The organism is Paenibacillus cellulosilyticus (genome assembly GCF_003182255.1).
In the GTDB taxonomy this organism is placed as follows: domain Bacteria; phylum Bacillota; class Bacilli; order Paenibacillales; family Paenibacillaceae; genus Paenibacillus_T; species Paenibacillus_T cellulosilyticus.
This window is the reverse complement of sequence record NZ_QGTQ01000017.1, coordinates 61,689-82,418: the sequence shown is the minus strand read 5'-3', so window position 1 is coordinate 82,418 and position 20,730 is coordinate 61,689. Positions and strand designations below refer to the sequence as shown.

Below are 20,730 nucleotides of genomic sequence, written 5' to 3'. Positions count from 1 at the left end.
TCTTAGTCCATTCTCGCTTCATCTGCTTAGTTCGTCTTGAATTGTGAGAGCGCCTCTTGCAGTTCCTGTGCCATGCTGCTCAAATGCTCGGATGCGGATGAAATCTCCTCCATCGACTGCAGCTGCTGTCCGGCTCCTTCTCCGATCCTTTGTGTGTGACGATACGAGCCATCTGTCATCGTTACGATCTCGGCCATAGACGCCGTCACTTGTTCTGTTCCAGCCGACATCTGCTGCGATGCTGCGGATACTTCCTGGATCTGATTTGACACTTCTTGGAACATGCTCGCAATCTGAGTGAACGCCTGTCCTGCCGTGTTGATCAGCTCCGATCCCCGATCAGCGTTCTGTACCCCTTGATTCATCTCCGCCGCCGCTCTAGCCGTTGAAGCTTGCACCTCGCGGATTAAATTGCCGATATTCGCGGCAGCGAGCGTCGATTGCTCGGACAGCTTCTTCACTTCGTTCGCCACCACGGCGAACCCGCGTCCCTGCTCGCCCGCTCGTGCGGCTTCAATAGAGGCATTGAGCGATAACAGATTCGTCTGATTCGTAATATCGGTGATGAGGGTGACGATCTCGCCGATCTGCTGCGAATAGCCCTCCAGCGTCTGCATGTCTTCCGCCGATCTTCTGGCAGAGTGGTGAATCAGCTTCATCTGCTCGACCGCCTCACGAATCGCAACGGATCCCTTTTGTACTTCATGCAGCGAATCTTGGGAAAGCTCCGTCACAGCCGATGAGGATTCCGCAATCCGCTGCACACCTACAGCCATCTCTCCCATCGCCGTGGACGTTTGCTCCGCTCCCTGCAGTTGGCTTTCTCCTGCGCGAAGCACTTCTTGCGTGGATTGTGCGATATGGTTCGATACGGTTACCGAATTCATCGCAGTCGCTGTTAGCTGCTCCGAAGAGGCTGCGACCTGCTCCGCTGCATGGCTGGCCTTCCCTACGATGAGAGAGAATGAATCCACCATGTAATTGAAATCAAGGGCGAGCTGTCCAAGCTCATCCTTGCGATAAAATTGAAGACGCGGGGTCAAATCGCCGGTCGCAAGCTTCTTCACAGCATCCGTAAGCTTCGAAACCAGCTTCGTCATGCCAAGCGATAACGTCAGCGCGAACACGGCGGCGACGACCGCTGTAATAATAGTTAGCCATATCGAAATCGTTCTTGCTGTCTCAACGGAATCGTAGACCTCATCATAGTCCACGGTAGAAATCAAGCGCCAGCCCGTCGATGGAATCGTATTGAAGCTGATTTCTCGTTTATCGCCATTCTCATCGGTCACATCAACGATCCCGTTCGTTTGCTTCTTAGCAGCTGCTTCGAGCTTGGCTGATTGTTCCGGTGTGAGGATTTCATTGACGTTCTTGCCAACCAAGCTTTTATCCGGATAATTCAACAGCGTGCCCGTAGACGATACGAGGTAGCCAAAACCTGTTTCTCCGATCTTGATCATGTCGGTGAAAATATCCAGATTCTCGGTTGTAACGGTGCTGAAGATACCGCCTTTATAGTTATTCTGTTGATCCAGAATCGGAACGAAAATGACGATGATGTGATTTCCGGTCCGTTTGCTGACCAAGATATCGCTGATGACCGTCTGCTTCGTATCCCGCGATTTCTTCACGTAATCACGGTCGGATACATCGAGCTTGCTGCCAGAGGAAGTAAACGCAGTATCTTGTTCGTCTACATACCCATACTCCTCCACTTCAAGATTAGCGTATTTAATCTGGGCGAAATAATCCACTATACCCTGCTTGTTGCCATTAATGACATCAGGATTATTCTTCGTTATTTGCTCTAAGGACGAGACATTACGCTGGATCGCGTATTCTATGGCAACCGTATTGCTATTAACGACGTCCCGTTCCTTCGTGTGAATTTCCTTCGTTACGACATTGTTCAGATAATAAGCGAAGAAAATAGAACTGAATAGCATGGGGATGATGGAAATCAGCAGATATGTCGCGATCATCTTTGCTCTGAACGATTTCACGGACAGCTTGCGTATGATAGGCAAGATGCGACTCTGCTTGTTGCTTGAATTCATTACGATACCTCCATTGTAGAACATTCTCAATGGATTATTTTACAAGATAAGTACTAATAAAATTCCAAGTAAATGTTTGTAAAATGTTAGATAAACTCATCTAATAAACATACAGACTGTCTTATCCATAAGAATATCGCGCTCTAGAATAGCAAAAAAAGCCTACTGACCGTAGGCTTTCACATTACCGTTGTTAAATAGCAACATTCCTTAATCTAGAGATTAAGCCTTCTTGGCAGCCTTCTTCGCAGTCTTCTTCGCCTCGGCCTTCGCACGACTCTCCCCGGCTCGAAACTCGACGATACGGCTGATTAGGTCATAAGGGATTGGCTTGTCCATCGGGAATTGAACGGCGCCCTTCGACCATTTCAGCCCGATAAATTCATGCTCGAACGCCGCAATGCCGCTGCCGCTCGGGTAGAAGCCGATATGGTTCTTGAACGCTGCATAGAAGACGAGATTGCCATGCAAGGCGAATGCTGGCATCGCGTAGCTGATCTTCTCTGTCGCCTCCGGCACTAGCTGCTTGATTAAGCTGCGGATCGATTGCAGCTTCTCTTGAATATCTGGCGCGAAGCTCGCGATATATTCGTCTGGTGTATTAAACGTCGTTGGCATGGGGTCACCTCGAGTTTCTTACATTTTACACCCAGTATACCATGCATACGTGATAACAAGCAGAGCGCCGCCCCATGATCGGGACGGCGCTCTATTACCTGCCTTCATATACTCTACATCGTATTATGTCAGTTGCAGCAAATTGTAGATCATCATTGCAGCCTGAGCGCGCGTTGCTTGTGCACCTGGCTCGAAGCTGCCGTTGCCCATGCCATGCACGATACCACTTTGGTACATCGCCTCGACTGCATCAGCTGCATAGCCAGCAATCGCGGATGCATCCGAGAAGCTGCTAGGTTCGCCGGTGTTGAGCGGTGTACCAACCAGCTTCGCAACACGATACAGAATCAGCGCCATATCTTGTCTTGAGATGTTGGATGATGCGCCGAATGTGCCGTCCGCTCTGCCAGTAACGATGCCATATTGCTCCGCAGCCGCGACAGAAGCATAGAACCAATCGTCCTTATTCACATCAGAGAAGCTTGCCGATGCCTGGTCATTCGATAGACCAAATGCTTGGACGACCATCTGCACAAACTCTGCACGTGTGATGGAATCGTTCGGACGGAATGCACCTTTGCCATCACCTTTGACGATTTCACGTGCAGCAAGTGCCTCAACTGCCGTCGTTGCCCATTGTTCAGCACCTAGATCATTAAAGCTTGCATCGACGTAAATCGCTGCATATAGGCTGAAATGCTTTGGCTGGAACGTCACTGTGCCCGTCTTCTCATCGTACCAACCGTTCGTTACAACCTCGTAGTCGCCACTGTCTGTCAGGTAGACGATGACGACGTTGTGCGGATCCTCGCCCTGCTTCAGCTCATATGGAACGCTGACCGTTACACCATGTTGACCGAAGTCGGCAATGCGATTACCATCCAGCGTCAGGGAGAAATCATATACGGTCGCATCGCCAACTACATCACGTACGCTGTCTGGCAGCTCGGAAGCCGACTTCGTACTAACCATAAGGACGATGTTCTTCGCATCACTGGTTTGCGTCAGCAGCGATGCATCAACTACAACCGTCACGCCATTTACTTCAATCGTAACGTCGGTTAACCCTTTGCCAGCATCACGAAGCGGTGCCGCTGGAATCGTAATCGATACCTTGCCAGCCTTATCTGCTCCATCGATCTTCAGCGTCAGCTTGCCGCTTGCTGCTTGTTGGATTGCTTCACTCAGTGAATCGGCCTCGAATACAGCCGATGCTGCGCCTGCCGCGTCAACAGTCGACTTGGCCGTCACTACACCGTTGGTGCCAACGGTGTTGCTGCTCGATGGTGCTGCTGCGACCAAGGTACCACCGGAGCCTGTTGTGCCGCCTCCGCCGTTCCCATTGCCGCCACCATTATTACCACCATCTTCTCCGCCATTGTTACCACCGTTATCGACTGGAGCTGCCGCAGCGGTCAGCTTGATGTAGTCGAGCTCCGCATAGCCATCCATCTTCGTCAGCTTGATGCTGTTCTCGCCCTCGATCAGATTGACGTCAAGCGTTACGGTTTTGCGATTGCCTTTGTTCGCATAGGCATTCACCCAGCCACCTGTCGGTGCATATTGCACAACGGAGTCCGTGCCGTTAATCGTAAGCGTGTGTGACGAAGTCGTCTCCGTGCCATTCGCATAACCGATCTCCAGCGTGTATTGGCCTGCTGTCGGAACAATCGGTTGGAATAACAGGGAGCTGTCCGAATTGTTAATATAGCCAACATAACGGAAGTCCGAAGCATAGCTTCCAGTGAACACTTGTGCATCCGTAATTGTCGCCTGCTCCGCCTCGAAACGCTGCTCGTATGCGGTTACCGGCGTGAGCTGAATATAATCCTGCTCCGCGTAGCCGCCCGTCTCGCCTTTGGTCAGACGAATCGTATTCGCACCTGCTGTCAGCGTTACTTGTACGGAAGCCACACCCGTCTTTCCGCTCCAGGTCCAGCCACCTGTTGGCGCATACGAAACCGTACCTGCCGCTTTACCGTTCACCGACAATTCGTGCGTCGACACTGTATCCATGCCATTCGCATAACCAATTGTCAGGTTGTAAGTACCCGCAGCTGCCGCATTAACCGTATATTCTATATAGCTGTCTGCAAAATCAATCTGTCCGACGTACTTAACATTCGAAGCATGCTCGCTTGCGAAGATGCCTGCTTTATTCGTCGTGGCGTGCTCACTCTCGTAACGCGTATTCGCCGTCGCTTGCGCTGGCGTAATGACGATGTGATAAGCCGAGATCGGGTTCATATCCGTCATCGGGACAATGATTTGACCGTCCACGATATCGAACTCGCCGCTGTAAACGGCAGTCGGCGCCTTCACTTCGGTATCAACACCGTACCAAGGTGTCGACTCAACGGTCACGTAAGCTTTTCCGCCTGTATAGGCAAGTCCATCGGAATCGAAGCCGCGTACAACAATGTCGCGATCGCCATCCGCACCGCCGAATATAACTTGCACATTGCTGCTGCTCGTATCGACGCTGGCAATACCATCAAGACCCATGCTGCTTGGCTGTGGAGGTGTCGTCATCGCCATCTTGCCTGTCATATCACCGTACCATTTGAACATCCACCATGAGCCATTCCGTTTACCTGTATCCGTCACGATGTTGCTAAGACGACCTGGACGGAACCAGAATGCCGTGTTCGCCGTATCCACTCCGCCGCGCTCGAACTGCGCGATATATTGAATCGTGTTGCCTGGAATCGTATCCTCGGAATACGCCATATATTCGTTAATGCTGATTGGCAGCGGATCGATGCCCAGCTCCTGTTCGATTGCTCGGTAGTTAGCGATACGCGACTCAATGTTCTGCGGGTTCGGTGTGCCGCTAAAGTCGCCTAGCTCATGCCAGCTAATGATATCCGGCAAGCAGTTGTTTGTTTTGCAATAGGAGAGGAAGTCGCGCAGCCAGCTCTCAACATAGATGCTGTAGCTTGGTCCCATGATTGGCGTGTCTGGGTCAAGCGAACGTACGCGGTCGTAGGTCTTCTTCCAGCCGTCGAGATAAGCGCCTGCCTTCGTCGTATCCCAAGTCCAATCCGGCTCATTCCAGAGCTCATACGCATAAATATTGCTCGCGCCAGACGTCAGTCTAGCGTTCACCATCTGATCGACCTTCGCATACCAGTCGTCCCAGCTTACCCACTTGTACGGGAAATCGGGGTAAATATCCGGCATCCGGATCGTCACCGAAGCGCCGTTGCGTTCTGCAATCGAAGCCACCTTCAGCGCATCGCCGATCGGCGACACTTCTCCATTCGGCAGCTGGCCGCCACTTGGCGCCATCTGCGTGAACATGCGCGGCTTGAGCGGCGCGATGAGATCGTCTGTTGGACGACCTTCTTCAGCTAGTCCGTACAATGCACCGGATGCCGCGTGCGTTACCGGGCGATAGCGATCGGATAGGTCAACGACGAACGGATCAACGTTCGCAATCGTGATCGTCACGGAAGCGGTCGCTGCCGGATTATCAACCGATGTCGCGGTTACCGTCACGTCGCCGGCCGCTAGTGAGGTCAGTACGCCGTAAGCATCGATCGTTGCCCTTGCTTCGGTTGATTCGTCCGAGTTAGCTGCCGTCCACAGCACCTGCTTCTTGGATGCATTATCCGGCGTGACAACTGCACTGAGCCGCAGCGTCTCGCCTACGAATATACGATTCGAGCTTGGCGTTGGAATCGAGACGGCTTGTACACTAACCTTCGGCACGGAGCCGATCAGATCGATATAGTCGACCTCGGCGTAGCCGGTTCCTTTGACCAGACGAATCGTGTTATCGCCTGCTTGGAGCTCAACGTTGATCGTTTTCTTTTGCCCAAAATCGTTATAAGGCGTCGTGTTCATCCATCCGCCGGTCGCAGGGTATGTAACCGTACCTGCAGGTGTGTCATTGATGACCAGATTATGCGTTGAGTCTGCCCCTGTTCCGTTCGCATACCCGATCGTTACCCCATACGTGCCTGCCGTGTCCACATGCACTTGGTTGAACTGCACATAGCTGTCGTCGTAATCGATGTTGCCGATGTACTTGCCTTCCGACGCTTGCGTGCTCTCCCATACGATTGCCCGGTTAATGTCGGCATTCTCCGCCTCGTAACGAGTTGTAGGAGCAGGCTCTACAGCTGTCTCCCAAACGTGGAAGTAGTCCAGACACATCCCGTTCTGTGCCGCTTCCGAACGCAATGTAACCGTATTCAATCCTGCTTGCAGATCAAGTGTCTCGTAAGCCGTGAACCATGTATTCCATGTCCCTGTATCCGGCAGTGTCAGATCATCCACATGAACTTGATCGTTCACGTCAACAGCCAATGTTCTTGCCTTCGCCGTGCCAACCGTACCTGCTGTGTAGCGGAAAGCAAATTGATACGTTCCCGCCTCAGCTGCCGTAATCTCATACGTAATGCGCGAGTCTGCACTGTTGTGATCAATCCATGCATACGAGCCTTCCTGACCGTTCGGATCATTGCCGATGTTGCCCGCTATTGCGTCTTCACCATTAATCTTCATCGCATCGTCCGGTATGACCGGATCTGCCGCTGCTGCAGTCGGAACAACCGACAGCAAATTCACTAACAGCATTGCGATTAAAACGAGTATGCCTGCCCCTCTTCTCCTGCCCTGCCTGCCCCTGTTACCCTTCATCTGAATCGCCCCTTCTTGGTGGAGGATTATGCTGTGAAGCGTCTAATTGAAACGCTTACAAATTCTTAGCAACTACAGTATAGATTCGAGGGCAACGGAAAAATATGGGGACAATCATTGGATTAGAGTGAGTGTCATTGGATAAAAATGACTTAGAAAACGGTCGACCTTAAATAAGTGAAAGAAGCTAAAATTAGTGCACCAGCCCGCATAAACACTGGTGTTGTCCGAAGTGAGACGTTGAAACCAGAGCCGATTCGTTGATTGCTGCAAATGCAAAAAACGGGACGCATCAAATGGATGCGTCCCGCTTCATTCTTATGTCCCCTGCTACTCCCGCCACCAAGCTCCCGTCGGATAAGCCCCCGCATTGATCGCAACGGTCTCGCCGATTCTTGGCGTACACACCTGCACATCCCGTTCCTTCGCGCTTCGAACCGCACGTTCGACCGGGTCCGTCCAATCATGGAGCGCCAGCGTAAATCCGGCCCAGTGGATTGGAATCAACACTTTGCCACGCACATCGAGATGGGCTTGTACCGTCTGCTCCGGCATCATATGGATCGCCGCCCAGCGCTCGTTGTACTGCCCGCACTCCATGAGCGTCAGATCGAAAGGACCGTACTTCTCCCCGATCTGAGCAAAATGCGGCCCGTACCCGCTGTCGCCGCTGAAGTAGACGCTTGCGCTGCGGCCTCTGATTACCCAGGAGCACCAGAGCGTCGAGTTACGGTCATTCAGACCCCGGCCCGAGAAATGTCTCGCCGGCGTGCAAGCAAGAGACAGCCCGTTGAACGAATATTCGTTCCACCAATCAAATTCCTTAATTCGTTCCCGCTCAATCCCCCAGCGCTCGAAGTGATTGCCTACGCCAAGCGGTACAATGAACTGGCCTACTTTATGCTTCAATCGCTGAATCGAACCGTAATCAAGATGATCGTAATGGTCATGCGACATGATGATGGCATCAATGGCTGGGAGCGCCTCAATGATTCCTGCCATCGACTCGCTGTATCGTTTGCCGCCTACGACCGGAACGGGAGACGGCGCGCGACCAAGCATCGGGTCAAGCAATAGCTTGACGCCGTCCAGCTCTAGAAGCGCAGCCGAGTGGCCGAACCACGTCACCTTCGGCTGTTCGCCACCGCTGTGAATGGCCTGTAAGTCGAACGCAGACGCCGACAGCGGTCGGCGCGGTCTCGCGTTCCGATTACCCTTTAAATACTGCTTCAGCAGATCGACGCCTTCCTTCGCATTCATGGACATACTCGTCGGAATGAGATTCTCGAACTTTCGCTTCTGCCCGTTGTACGGGGCAGATTGCCCGTATCGCTGCCGCTGCTCCTTCGAGGCACGCGCCCCGAATGGCGGATAATAACGCAGGAAGAGGACGGTAATGACAACGAGAACGATGAGGATAGCTACTATGATTTCGAATGCATGCATAATGCGCACAACTCCTGCCTTATCATTTCGGATGAATACTCTCTTATTATTGCCCATATTGCTCACGTTGCCCATCACAATAAAGTATCTTTTGCAAATCCTAGGATATTTCGGAGATCGTCGAGACTTTAGTCACAAAAATTACAAGATTTAATGAGTAAAAAGTCCCACTAGCGAATCGACTGACTCTAGCAAAATAATGTAAACTAGGTGCATAAGTCGATTTGGAAGAACGACCAGCTGCCATCCAATAATGGATAGCGCCACTGCCATCTGGTACAACGTTCATCCGTTAAGGAGCCATTCTTATAGATGCTGCGTGTATTGTTAGTCGATGCTGAGACGAATAATCTTCTGTTGATGGAGGCCCTACTTCAAGCCTATAAGGGAATCGAAATTGTCGGCAAGTTAAATGAAACTGCACAAGCTCTTAGAATCATTCAAGATGGCGGCGTCGACGCTGTCATACTTGATTTTGAGAAGCCGATTATGAATGGGCTCGCAGCTCTGAAGAAGATGAGGGCGGGATCGCCAGAGCTCGATATTATCATCGTGACAGGCTGCGACCAATATGCCATCGAGGCGTTCGAGCTGAATGTCGTCGATTATATTCTCAAGCCGTTGGTGCGGGATAGACTGGACAACACCATTGAACGTTTATTTTGGCGGCACAAAGCTCGTCTCCAGGAACGTGCAGCGGCGGCTGAGCAGCAGTTTGTCTCGTCCTTTTATTGCTTTGGCCATTTCCATTGGGACGTCAGCGGCCAGACCGAAAGCATGATCAAGTGGAAGCGAGTAAAGGATCGCGAGCTGATGGCCTATCTCGTCCATCATCGGAATCAGTTCGTGCCCAAGGAGAAAATCCTAGTAGATTTATGGCCGGAAGCGAACACGAAGCAAAGCTCCGCGTATTTGTACACATGCGTCTACCATATCCGCAAAATGCTAAGAGATATGGGATGTAACGAGACGCTGGAGTCGCGGAATAATGCGTACCGCCTTCGAATGGATCGTTCATGGTGTGATGTCGATCTTCTTGACTCTGTCTTAGGCGTCAACATCAATGCCGCCAATATCGTCGATTATGAACGTGTCGCTTCCCTGTATATCGGCAGTTATATGGAGGGCGACGGCTTCAGTTGGGCGAAGGAGATGGAGAAGAAGTACCAAGCGGATTATGTCCTGCTAAGCAAACGAATGGCAGCGTTCTATGCCTCGGAGCACAAGCCTGGACTGGTTGTCTTCTGCCTTCGTCGCGCACTCCAGTTTGATCCTTTCTCAGACGAATTGAACGAGATGCTCATGACCGCCTACCTCCACATGGGAGAAAGTCACGCCATGATGATACATTATGAAGAGTTTGCTAGATTGCTTCATCAGGAGCATGGTATTGAGCCCGTTTCGTCGATGAAGAGCCTATATGAACAAACTAGGGGTGAAATTGAGATATTTACATCCAATCTAACGAAAGCGCTCACTCGTCAAAGTAACCCTTCTTATTCGTTGGAGCCGGAATAAACACACCGTATTTGTTAAATTGTTTATTCGTCTTCGCTGCTTGTCCTGACAGAGAAGGGTCGCCGGCTGCAGGCTGCCCCGCTGCGCCTTGTCGATGGACGAGATGAGCTAACGATTCGTAGACGCGATCGTGGTGTACTACTTGAATAACATGTGGACTGTGGCTCGCGGACAGGGACATGTAGTGATGCCTCCTCATCTGCCAACGTTGGCAGGTGCCGCATTGGAGGATCTCGCATGGAATATAAAAAGCTTGCTGCTCATTGGACAGGCGCAGCGTGACGGCTTGTTTGATTAAAGCGCCTCCGCAGTTCACGCAATAGCGCGCCTGATCTGCAATGATATAGTCGACCGCGTCGAGCTGTGCGGTGACAGCGCCCGGTACTTGCTGCGGCTGTGGCTGCCGCTGTGACTTGGAAGCGGCGGAGACCGCATTTTTCGAAACGGCGGATAGCTCTACGATTCTCCAGCTTCGATTCGACGAGTCCATCACCGTCTTGAATGCGTCCCATGCATAGCCCTTATCGCACTGCTGGCAGTACCAGACATCGGCAGGCAGATAGGCGGTATGGTCCTTGCGCTGACTGGACACATACTGCACCTCCAGCTTGCGCACGGTTAGCAGTCCCTTGCATGTTTTGCATTTGGTCATCGGGGCTTGAACCAGTTCTACGCCCTGCAGCTTAATAATGCTCATGCACAGATACATCCTTTCTGGCAATTTGATTCCTAATTATAGCATGGATGAATAATTGTCCCTATCGGTTGGGCAAGCGTATTTGCCTCTTACAATAAACGATCCTCCCTTTGCAGGGAGGATCGTTATGTTAAAGGTATAATTCGTTCACTTCTCACCCGGAAACAACTGAACGATATAATCGTATGTCTCTTCCGGTGTAAACCGTTCATTGCTGAATGACTTTAGCTTATTTATTACAGGTCTTGGCCAAACGACTTGTTTTACCTTCATTTCTCAAAGTCTTTCGGCTTCAACGCTCTCAACAGATCGGTTGTAGAAGCAGAGTCTCCACTATGGTAAGCCTCCATGCTTTCATTGATTAACTGCTTCAGCGATGGATTAGTACGTACCTCTGATGCGATAGACTTCGGATCTTCTTCCTGCAACACAATCGTAAACTTCCCTTTGCCAGGAATGTAAATCTGACACACAGAGTTGTCTTTATTCATGTTTGAAAATTGATCCATTAGGTCTTGCGTCGTTAAGATTTTCTCCACTTCAACCACCACCAGTCTGTAAATGTCATTTACATCTTATCATACAAGTGTATTTTAAAAACATATCATCCGCGCCGGTAACTAATCCGACCATTCTCGATCTCCACATAGCCCTTGGCTACCGCTACCTGCAGCCCCGCCTGTACGGCGCGCTCCAATGCGCTGCCCGTACGGGAGTAGCCCAGCAGCTTCACCGTCTCCCGCGCCATATCTTCGACTGGTAGACTGCCTTGGTTGAACAGCAGCTCCTTCAGCGCATTCGCAATCTCTTCAGGCGGCAGATCTTCGGCATTTCTGCGATTCTGATCCTCCTCCGCTACTCGGAAATTCTCATATCGCGCTGGATCAAGTTCCTGCGGCCAATAGAATATCGTCTCGTCCGATTCGGTCGTATGCAGCTCAAGTTCCTTCATCAGCTCGTCCAAATGACGCTCCACCCGCGAAGTCGTTCGCGTGACACCCCACGACTGCAGCACCCTTCGCACGAGCAGCGATCGACTGATCGGCCCCTCGCCTTGAATGACCTGTTCAATCTGCTTGCGAACCGTTCTGGCATTGATCGGCTGGTAGATATCCTCTGACGGCAGCGTTACTTTGCCTAGCATAACGGGTTGATAGGGCATTCTCCACGTCTGCATGCTGCTGACTTGCTCTGCGGCAGTTGTTGTCTGACTGCTAGTTATAGCAACCGGCGGCTCCGCCTTCTTCGAAGGCGGTTCTGTCTCGGTTGTAACCTTGGCGGCTGACCGTGGCAGTTTATCTAAGATTGCTGCATAAGCAGAGTCCTTCCTACGTTTCGCCTCCGTGGAACGTTCATCCAACTGCGCAGCTTGTATCGCTTCAACGATCTGGCCAATTACTTTGCCCGGATTGTCCAGCCAATCCAGCGACCATACGCGGTGCGTACGCCAGCCAAGCTGGCGAAGCACTTGCTCACGCAGCACCTCGCGGTCTCGTGCCGTCGCTCCCTCTCGATAGCTGGCTCCATCGGTCAGAATAGCCAGTACGTAATGCCCTGGATCAGCCGGATCGACAATGGCCAAGTCCATTCTGTAGCCGGACGTACCGACATGGAGATCGACCTTGTACCCCTTCTCCCTCAACTGCTCTGCGATCTGCGCCTCATAGCCCTGCTGGCGAGAAGTCAATTGATCGGCTTGGATACCAAGCGCAGCTTGACCCTTCTCCGCATATTCAAGGAAAGATCGCAGCATCGCGACACCTTGCGACTGCGTCCTAGATACATCTAGGTGCTCCGCCCTCAGTGTGGAGTACACATGCATCTCATGCCGTGCACGAGATACGGCCACGTTGAGCCGCCTCCAGCCGCCGTCGCGGTTGAGCGGACCGAAGTTTAGAACCACCTTGCCATTCCCGTCCGGCCCGTAGCCAATGGAGAACAAGATGACATCACGCTCGTCGCCTTGTACGTTTTCTAGATTTTTGACGAAAATCGGTTCCTTCAACTGGGATGCCAGCTGCTCTAACTCACTGTCCTGCCGGAAAGCATCATCCAGCAGATCCTCGATCAACCCTTGTTGAATCGAGTTGAACGTGACGACGCCGATGCTATGCTTCGGGGACTCCGCACTGCGTAATCGACGTACGATATCTGCAACAACCTGCTCCGCTTCCGCCCGATTCTGTTTGGTCTTGCCGCGATCATAATAGCCTTCGACAGGGTGCCACTGCACATTCGATCTGCGCTCCCAAGGCGACGGGAATGTGAGCAGCTTATTCTCATAGAAATACCGATTGCTGAACGCGATCAAGCTCTCATGACGGCTGCGATAATGCCATAACAGATGTTCCTGCGGCATTCCGAGCGCAAGGCAATCGTCCAGGATGCTCTCCAGATCCTCCGGCACGATCGTGTCACCCGAATCCTCTTCGCCTGACGTTGCCGAGAAGAAGCTGGTTGGCGGCAATTGCTTCGGATCGCCTACGACAACAATATTGCGTCCTCTCGCCATTGCACCAACGGCCTCGCTTGTTGGCATTTGCGAAGCTTCGTCGAAGACGACCAGATCGAACGGTGCATATTTGGGGTCGACGAACTGTGCCACAGACATCGGGCTCATCAACATACAAGGACATAACCGATTCAATAGATTCGGAATCTGCTCGAACAGCTTGCGCAACGACAGCCCACGACCACCACTTCGAATCGCCCGGAGCAAAATCCCCGCTTCCGAGCTCGAAGCAGCCGCACTGCTTAGCGGCGGAACGTTGGAAGCCAGCCTTGCCGCGATCTCCTGTCTCGTTAATTGCTCGAACCGCTCGTCGAGCTCGCGGAACGCTCTAATCTTCTCTTCGAACAGCTTGCCTGAGAAGGCGGACAGCTGCGGATCTTCTCCCACAATATAATGAATGATCGCCTGCCACCATGCCCGTTCGAATGCGGGTACAACATCCCCGTGCTGAAGCTCTCCAGACTCGTACGCCGAGACGAGAGAGGTCAGTCCCTCCTGCTCCGCACGATCTCTTACTAGACGCCAGGTGCACCATTCACGCAGCTCATCCGTCGCACCGCTCCACTGCGAAGTCATCTGGACACGGTAATCCAACCAAGGCTGACTGCCCCGCTTCGCATCCACTCGGGCGAAATCAATCTTCAACAGCTCTGACAGTTGCTGCTCCAGCTTCTCCCGTTCGCGATTAGCGTTCACATACAGATTGCAGGAAGGTCCTCGCTGCCGAAGGAAGGTGTCCGCTCCAGCGATCAATTGATCCGCTAATCGGGTTGCTGCTGACTTCGCCTGAGCAGCATCCTGATGCAATCGGATGAGCGCTTGCTGCAGCCTGCCTCCCCATTCATTCAACTGCTGAACAGCATCCCAATCTGCCTCTCCACTATTCCATAGCAAACCCAGGAGAGGAGACATCACAGACTCAAACTGTTTGATCGCGGTCGAAGCTTCCTGGTATTGAATCACCTTTGTTAGTGTTGCAGAGACGTCTGCCTTCGTGAAAGCTCTACCGGGCAGTGCCAGCTTGCGCAGCAGCTTATAGATACGGTTCTGCTTCAGCAGCTTCGGTATAAACCATTGCAGCTCTGCACTTTTCCACTCTGCGAGCACAACGGAAGCGTCCAGCGTTAATACATCCGCCGTGAATTGAGACTGCAAGCCGGCTCTTAATTCATTGCGAGCTCGCCCTTGTTGAACGACCTTCATCAATTGCTCGCTTGTCTGATTCCAATCCGACGCCCGAAGCAGGTTATGCGGCACGATCGTTGGCATTGTGCACATACACTCTATTACGGCTTCTACCAATTGGAGCTCCGTTTGGGTCGGATCGGAGTGCGTATAGCCCAGCCACTCTGTTACATCTGTGTAGGCCCGCTGAATCTCTATAAGGTTGCTCGCGTACGACGTAAGCAGCTCAGCAGCCTGCGAACGCAGCGCAGGCGTATACGTACTGCAACCCGCATCCGTCCAAGCATGGTCGAATGGATGTCCCGCTGCTTCCCCTGCAACGCGAAGCTCCTTCGCAGCACTGTCCCAATTTAGCCATTGCTCACGCGTCATCGCACCTGCAATGGCAGGATCAATCGCCTTTATGGAAACTGCCGTCTTTACTCGACCATAGCTGCCAATGGCTTCGTAGAGTGTGGCACCAAAATCATGCTTGCGATGCAAGGCGTTCACATAAGCGTTCAGCTCACTTCTTGCTGAAGCCAATCGTGTTGCCTCTTGCTTCCAATCCTCCGGCGAAGCCTTATGAGCGGCTTCCAGAGACAGCCTTAATTGCTCCAATACGGCCTTCTTCGTGCTCTTATTCGAATGCAGCTCCAGACAGAATGAGCCAAGACCAATGGCTTCAAGCCTACTCTGCACTACGCTAAGCGCAGCCATTTTCTCCGCGACGAACAACACCGTCTTCCCGCTCGCGAGAGCGGAAGCGATCATATTCGTAATCGTCTGCGATTTGCCCGTTCCCGGCGGTCCGTGCAGAACGAAGCTTTGCTCATTGTTCGCAGCCGTGATCGCGGCAATCTGCGAGGAATCTGCGCTGATCGGCAGCGTCAATTGATCCGGTGCATAGCGTTGATCCAGCTCGGCTGGCTGCGGGAATGCGATATCCGGCGTCCAGTTCAGTCGGCCTGCTATGAGGCTGGACACGACTTTATTGCGAGCCAGATCCTCTGCACGGCTGCGAATATCGTTCCACATTAGGAATCGATTGAACGAGAATAGGCCGATAATCGCTGACTCCACGATATCCCACCGCGATAGATTCATAATGACATGGCGGATCGTCGTAAAAACGCCTGCTAGGTCGATGCCGTGTTCGTCGCGAGGCAGCGGGTCCAGTCCGCTGATCTGAATGCCGAAGTCCTGCCGCAGCATCTCCAACAGCGTAATGTTCACCTGCGGCTCTTCATCGCGTAGGCGAAGAATGAAGCCTGCCCGCGATGTTTTTCTCACCAATTCAACTGGAACGAGGACAATTGGCGCGTATCGCGGCTGTTCGCTCGCCGGAGACTCGTACCATTTGAGAAGCCCAAACGCGAGGAACAACGTATTAGCCCCGTTCTCTTCCAGCGATAGCTTGGCAGAGCGATAGAGATGGATCGCCTTCTCTAGCAATTGCCGTTCATCCACCGCTGCACGCAGACGTTTACTCCGAAACTCCTCGTAGACAAGCTGGGTAAGCGGATGTTCATGACTGACCTGCTGGAACAATTCTGCGCTTCGATCCGAACGATCCCAATCCACAGGCTTCGGCAGAAGCTGAAACTCCTGTCCGTCGGCCAGCGCATCCTCCAGCTCGCCTAGTCGTGAATGGAGCAGCGGCAGCGCCGACTTCGTCATTCGAAAGTTGATCAGCGTATTGCGAAGCGTAAGATCCAGCAGCTTCCGCTCCCATTGCTTCAGCTTCGTCATCGAGATCGAATCGACCTCAACAGGGCGCGCTTGAACGATAATCTCTTCGGGCGCCTCTCCTGAGGCATGCGAATGTTTACGAGGCAGCTCTTCCTCTACCAATTCAAACCCGCCTGATGCTGAGGCGATTCGAATCGGAATCGGACGGATGCCGCTGGAACGAGCCCGCTTCACATCAATAAAGCCATCGAACTGATCCGGCTGCGCCAAATGTTGAGCTGCAAGCCCGGCTGCATCCTGATAACTCGAATGGCTGCCTGCGCACATAGCGGTCGCTTCCACGATGCTGATCTCGTGCACGCCCGCTGCAAGTCTTTTGCTAAGTAAAGAGATGTCATCCTGTAGGCTCTCCGCGAATGTTTCTTCAACCAGCCAAACCCCAGGGAATGCGTGCCCTTCGGTGAAAATAACGAGCGGATGCAGCCCCGCCGCCTCTAGACATGCGGTATATAAAAGAGATAGGTCCAAACAATTGCCCATCTTATGCGTGCTAATGATCGCATCCGGTAATCGAACCCGCTGTCCCAGCTCTTCGAAGCTTGCCGGGGTAACGCAATAGGTCGGCTGATGCGCTTGTATGGCGTTATATATCGCTGCCGCCTGCTGCTGCACGCGATTCGGATTGCGGCTCTGATAGGCATCGAAGGACGGATTGCCCGTCCACTTCTCGAGCCAGACCGATGCCTCTCTTAGAATCTGCGCTACGACCGGATGATTCGGCATAATAAAGGCGGCCACCATCTCGGGTGCCATCGTTAATCCGCTCCATTGATCGTACGCAAGCAAGGTCAGATTGACACTCTCTTGAATGAGCACTTGCCCCTCATGTGTCACTTCCAGCGACAGAACGCCTGTCAGACGTTCGGTTAATCCTGCTAGAAACGTTCCGTTCACCTGTAATTGAATCGGTCCCAGCTCAATCGGCTGCCCTGCTGGTATATGATCTAGATTTTTCGACCATTCCACTGCAAAATCTGGCTCCGCCTTCAACCGAACCTGTACGCCGGACAGATCGACAGCCAAATGGTTGTGAAACGTTAGTTTCCGAATCATAGGGACAAAGTTTTGCTGCATGGCATAGTTCATAACGTCATATCGAATCCAATCAAAGCTCAACACTTGCGCGTTCACACGCTCCATCCAACCTCGACCTCTCCGTGTTTGAATATATGAGTTCATTATACTGTACTTGGGTACCGTCTCCTACAGATAACGACGCTGTACGTCGAATCTGCGCGGGGTATGTTAAATTATACTGATAGGCTAGCGTCGTTCACGCGCTGTTCATGCCGTTTTTGATATAATAAACAAATGCTTTGTTGTTGAACGAACCACCCCATGGGAAGGAGAACGAATGAAATGATTATCGAGATCGAACATGCGACGTATCGCCGGGAAGGACTTACGCTGCTGAAGGATGTGAATTGGCAGGTGGCTCCCGGCGAGCATTGGGCGCTGCTTGGGCTCAACGGCTCTGGCAAGACCACACTGCTTAACTTGATTAACGGCTACTTCTGGCCATCGGAAGGAACGGTCAGCGTACTGGGGCATCGATTCGGAGAAGTCGATCTGCGTGCGCTGCGCAAAGAAATCGGCTGGGTCAGCACCTCGCTGCAGGAGAAGCTGTACGCATCCGACCGTGTGCAAAATATCGTCATCAGCGGCAAACACGCGACGATTGGCCTGTATGACCGTGTTGAAGAGGAAGATATAGAGCTTGCTCGCACATTGATAGCCAAGCTAGGCGCCTCTCATCTATGGGATCGCGAGTTCCGGACCTGCTCGCAGGGCGAGAAGCAGAAGCTGCTCATCGCGCGTGCGCTGATGGCGAAGCCTCGTATTCTAATTCTGGACGAGCCATGCAACGGGTTAGACCTATTCTCAAGGGAGAGATTGCTGGACAGCATCAAGGAGCTGGCAGAAAGCCCGGATGCGCCAACGATCATCTTCGTCACGCATCACACGGAGGAGATTCTGCCGGTGTTCACGCACACGCTGCTCATTCGGCAGGGCGAGGTCGTGCGCAGCGGCCGGAACGAGGACGTGCTGACGACCGATGTGCTCAGCGGGTTCTATGATTCGCCTGTTGTCGTGGAGCAGCATGGCGAGCGGGTGTATGTGAGGATTGGGGAATAGATAATGAAAGAATGCTGAATAGCTATGAGATAGCTGAGATAACAGCTGTGAGATAGCGGAGGCATGATGAAGGACCATGGATGCTTGTTTGGCATCCATGGTCCTTCTGTGCGTTGTTATTGCTGTACGTTAAGACGCTGAATGCTGGAGCATCTCGACAAACTTCACGTCCGCAGGGGCGAAAGTGAATTCCGTGAGATCGCACGTGGTGATCCATCGGTACTCATCATGATCGACCAAGGCAATCTGACCGCTCATATACCGCGCTCGATAAGCAATGAGCCGAATATGCGTCGCGCCATAGTGATGATCGTTCACACCGAAATAAGCGTAGGGTGCGATGTTAATTTGCATCTCTTCCATGAGCTCTCGACGAAGACAGTCTTCCGCAAGCTCGCCTTGCTCGATCTTGCCACCGGGAAACTCCCACAAGCCCGCCTGCGACTTGCCCGGCTTGCGTCTTGCAATCAGGATCCGGCCTTGCTCGTCTTCGATGATGGCAGCTGCTACTTCGATCATGGGTTCACTTCCTACTCGTTCAGATGGCTGTTGCTCTCCTCTAATTATAACTAAAAAAGAGATCCGAATTCGGACCTCTCTTGAACAGACGACTTACTTAAACGGTATACCGACCCAGTAACGTCCGGTATACTTCCTTCGGTCGCAGACCGATCAGCTTCTCGACTGGTTCACCATTATGGAACAGAATCACCGTCGGCATCGACATGACGCCGAACCGCGAGGACAGCTCAGGCGATTCATCGCAATCCACATAAGCGATTGACACTCGCCCCCCTTCCTCCTGCTGCAGCTCCTCCAGCAGTGGATGCAGCACTTTGCAAGGCGGGCACCATTTCGCGCTAAAATCAACAAACGTCAGCTCATTCGACTGAATCGCTTGGTCAAAGCTGCTTACGTCAACAACGGGCAGGCTCATCTCTCATTCCTCCAATTGACCCTCAGGCCGTTCATCTAGAATCGACCGAATGCGATCTTCCAGGTTCAGCTTAATGTTCTGCAGCAGATGAATCTGCGAGTCGATCTCCGCAAGCTTCTCGCGGTAGATCGGCAGCACCTCATTGCAGAACGCTTCCCTGTTCTTCAAGACGCAGTGCAGAAAACCGGCGATCTGATCCGTGGACAGCCCGAGCCCAAGGTACAGCTGGATCGTTCGCACCTGCTCCTCCGCCAGCGGCGAGAATTCACGATATCCGTTATCGCTCCGCGTCGGAGCCAGTAGTCCCTGCTCCTCATAGTAACGAAGCGAACGAATACTGACACCTGTCCGAGCCGAGAGCTCACCGATTTTCATAAACACAACGCCTCCTGCATGGTCGATTCGAGATGATTATAAACCGTGACATTGGTGTGAGGGTCAAGGGGATTGTGAAAAAAAGGGCTGTTGATGGACAGCCCCTTCTACCTGTTCATTCATCAAACGGTCCATTATTCCGTTTTTCCACTTTTCATCTTATGAACATGCTCAGCTCTAATTTGAGGGTCTACAATATTGATGTTATTGATTTTCTCATAAATGCGTCGAGTGTCATCGCCCGAGAATATTTCAGCAGGCAGCTCAGCCTTCAAACGAAGGATTTTCCGGTTAATAAACTCTGACAGCTCCACATCGTAAACGATAAGTTCGTCGGAATGAATTTTGCGCAGTTCGGGATCAATGCTGAATCTGCATCTCATCGTAAAGGAAATCATCGATATATACTTCGCCGACTTATATTCACCAAGCTGAGCCTCGAGCGCCTTAATATGCCCATAGTTTTGCATGAGCGGATTGTACATCTTGAAACGATTACTTACACTCCAATACTTATCGGAACGGGTGCCTTTGATCTCGCCATTATAGTTTTTTGTTTCGATAACAAACAATCCAAAAGGGGAAATAACCAAATGGTCAATCTGCGAATAGCCCGTCCGTGATTTCGAATTTGGAAGTAGCAAATCGCTTAGATAGGTACAATCCTTCGGCAATTGGTCTAATTGAATGTTAATCTTGTATTCGCCAATTTCCCCGATTCGTCCAGCTTCAACCTTCTTCTGCGACGGCTTCTTCTTAGCTCCAGCAGTGTTGATGGAAGTTGACGCTTTCTTCTTGGACGGTTCGTTCTTAAACAATGCCATCAGCTTGGATAACATCTAGAGGCTCCTTTAGTTAGCATGAGACA

At 52.0% G+C, this 20,730-nt stretch carries 13 protein-coding genes; 2 read left to right on the top strand and 11 right to left on the bottom strand.

The window, feature by feature from the left end; translation table 11 throughout:
- Positions 1–26: 26 nt before the first annotated feature.
- The 4 genes from DFQ01_RS19295 to DFQ01_RS19280 form a co-directional block, all read right to left on the bottom strand.
- Complete coding sequence (locus tag DFQ01_RS19295) at positions 27–2,060, bottom strand: methyl-accepting chemotaxis protein (RefSeq protein WP_174812530.1); 2,034 nt, start codon at positions 2,058–2,060, stop codon at positions 27–29.
- Positions 2,061–2,282: 222 nt separating this feature from the next.
- Positions 2,283–2,678: an iron chaperone gene (locus DFQ01_RS19290; RefSeq protein WP_110045544.1), complete on the bottom strand. Its 396-nt coding sequence runs from the start codon at positions 2,676–2,678 to the stop codon at positions 2,283–2,285.
- A gap of 123 nt (positions 2,679–2,801) precedes the next feature.
- Complete coding sequence (locus DFQ01_RS19285; protein ID WP_110045543.1) at positions 2,802–7,325, bottom strand: S-layer homology domain-containing protein; 4,524 nt, start codon at positions 7,323–7,325, stop codon at positions 2,802–2,804.
- 330 nt (positions 7,326–7,655) lie between these two features.
- A complete protein-coding gene (locus DFQ01_RS19280) occupies positions 7,656–8,771 on the bottom strand; it encodes an MBL fold metallo-hydrolase (RefSeq protein ID WP_110045584.1) in 1,116 nt (371 codons plus the stop codon).
- A gap of 312 nt (positions 8,772–9,083) precedes the next feature.
- Between DFQ01_RS19280 and DFQ01_RS19275 the strand changes: the two genes are divergently transcribed.
- Positions 9,084–10,289 (top strand): response regulator, encoded by a 1,206-nt coding sequence (locus tag DFQ01_RS19275; protein ID WP_110045542.1) that lies wholly within the window; start codon positions 9,084–9,086, stop codon positions 10,287–10,289.
- Here the strand turns inward: DFQ01_RS19275 and DFQ01_RS19270 are convergent.
- The 3 genes from DFQ01_RS19270 to DFQ01_RS19260 form a co-directional block, all read right to left on the bottom strand.
- Complete coding sequence (locus DFQ01_RS19270; protein WP_110045541.1) at positions 10,246–10,986, bottom strand: hypothetical protein; 741 nt, start codon at positions 10,984–10,986, stop codon at positions 10,246–10,248. The two genes, DFQ01_RS19275 and DFQ01_RS19270, sit on opposite strands and share 44 nt — an antisense overlap.
- A gap of 269 nt (positions 10,987–11,255) precedes the next feature.
- On the bottom strand, positions 11,256–11,525 hold the full coding sequence (locus tag DFQ01_RS19265; RefSeq protein WP_110045540.1) for a hypothetical protein: 270 nt from the start codon (positions 11,523–11,525) through the stop codon (positions 11,256–11,258).
- A gap of 65 nt (positions 11,526–11,590) precedes the next feature.
- Positions 11,591–17,554 (bottom strand): DUF3320 domain-containing protein, encoded by a 5,964-nt coding sequence (locus tag DFQ01_RS19260; protein WP_174812529.1) that lies wholly within the window; start codon positions 17,552–17,554, stop codon positions 11,591–11,593.
- A gap of 219 nt (positions 17,555–17,773) precedes the next feature.
- On the opposite strand from DFQ01_RS19260, the gene DFQ01_RS19255 reads away from it, so the two are divergent.
- A complete protein-coding gene (locus DFQ01_RS19255) occupies positions 17,774–18,550 on the top strand; it encodes an ABC transporter ATP-binding protein (protein ID WP_110045538.1) in 777 nt (258 codons plus the stop codon).
- Between the two features lie 129 nt (positions 18,551–18,679).
- Here the strand turns inward: DFQ01_RS19255 and mutT are convergent, their stop codons facing one another.
- The 4 genes from mutT to DFQ01_RS19235 all read right to left on the bottom strand — a co-directional run bounded on the left by mutT (position 18,680) and on the right by DFQ01_RS19235 (position 20,701).
- Positions 18,680–19,069 (bottom strand): 8-oxo-dGTP diphosphatase MutT, encoded by a 390-nt coding sequence (mutT, locus tag DFQ01_RS19250; RefSeq protein ID WP_110045537.1) that lies wholly within the window; start codon positions 19,067–19,069, stop codon positions 18,680–18,682.
- A gap of 97 nt (positions 19,070–19,166) precedes the next feature.
- Positions 19,167–19,487, bottom strand: coding sequence for a thioredoxin family protein (locus DFQ01_RS19245; RefSeq protein WP_110045536.1), 321 nt, complete (start codon positions 19,485–19,487; stop codon positions 19,167–19,169).
- A 3-nt stretch (positions 19,488–19,490) separates the two neighbouring features.
- Positions 19,491–19,862 (bottom strand): MerR family transcriptional regulator, encoded by a 372-nt coding sequence (locus DFQ01_RS19240; protein WP_110045535.1) that lies wholly within the window; start codon positions 19,860–19,862, stop codon positions 19,491–19,493.
- Positions 19,863–19,996: 134 nt separating this feature from the next.
- On the bottom strand, positions 19,997–20,701 hold the full coding sequence (locus DFQ01_RS19235; protein WP_110045534.1) for a nuclease-related domain-containing protein: 705 nt from the start codon (positions 20,699–20,701) through the stop codon (positions 19,997–19,999).
- Positions 20,702–20,730 lie beyond the last annotated feature (29 nt).

Excerpts from the sequence above, each read along its gene's own strand:
- DFQ01_RS19295 (WP_174812530.1), bottom strand. The coding sequence starts at position 2,060 with ATGAATTCAAGCAACAAGCAGAGTCGCATCTTGCCTATCATACGCAAG.
- mutT (WP_110045537.1), bottom strand. The coding sequence starts at position 19,069 with ATGATCGAAGTAGCAGCTGCCATCATCGAAGACGAGCAAGGCCGGATC.
- DFQ01_RS19275 (WP_110045542.1), top strand. The coding sequence starts at position 9,084 with ATGCTGCGTGTATTGTTAGTCGATGCTGAGACGAATAATCTTCTGTTG.
- DFQ01_RS19240 (WP_110045535.1), bottom strand. The coding sequence starts at position 19,862 with ATGAAAATCGGTGAGCTCTCGGCTCGGACAGGTGTCAGTATTCGTTCG.
- DFQ01_RS19290 (WP_110045544.1), bottom strand. The coding sequence starts at position 2,678 with ATGCCAACGACGTTTAATACACCAGACGAATATATCGCGAGCTTCGCG.
- DFQ01_RS19260 (WP_174812529.1), bottom strand. The coding sequence starts at position 17,554 with ATGGAGCGTGTGAACGCGCAAGTGTTGAGCTTTGATTGGATTCGATAT.
- DFQ01_RS19235 (WP_110045534.1), bottom strand. The coding sequence starts at position 20,701 with ATGTTATCCAAGCTGATGGCATTGTTTAAGAACGAACCGTCCAAGAAG.
- DFQ01_RS19285 (WP_110045543.1), bottom strand. The coding sequence starts at position 7,325 with ATGAAGGGTAACAGGGGCAGGCAGGGCAGGAGAAGAGGGGCAGGCATA.
- DFQ01_RS19270 (WP_110045541.1), bottom strand. The coding sequence starts at position 10,986 with ATGAGCATTATTAAGCTGCAGGGCGTAGAACTGGTTCAAGCCCCGATG.
- DFQ01_RS19255 (WP_110045538.1), top strand. The coding sequence starts at position 17,774 with ATGATTATCGAGATCGAACATGCGACGTATCGCCGGGAAGGACTTACG.
- DFQ01_RS19245 (WP_110045536.1), bottom strand. The coding sequence starts at position 19,487 with ATGAGCCTGCCCGTTGTTGACGTAAGCAGCTTTGACCAAGCGATTCAG.
- DFQ01_RS19280 (WP_110045584.1), bottom strand. The coding sequence starts at position 8,771 with ATGCATGCATTCGAAATCATAGTAGCTATCCTCATCGTTCTCGTTGTC.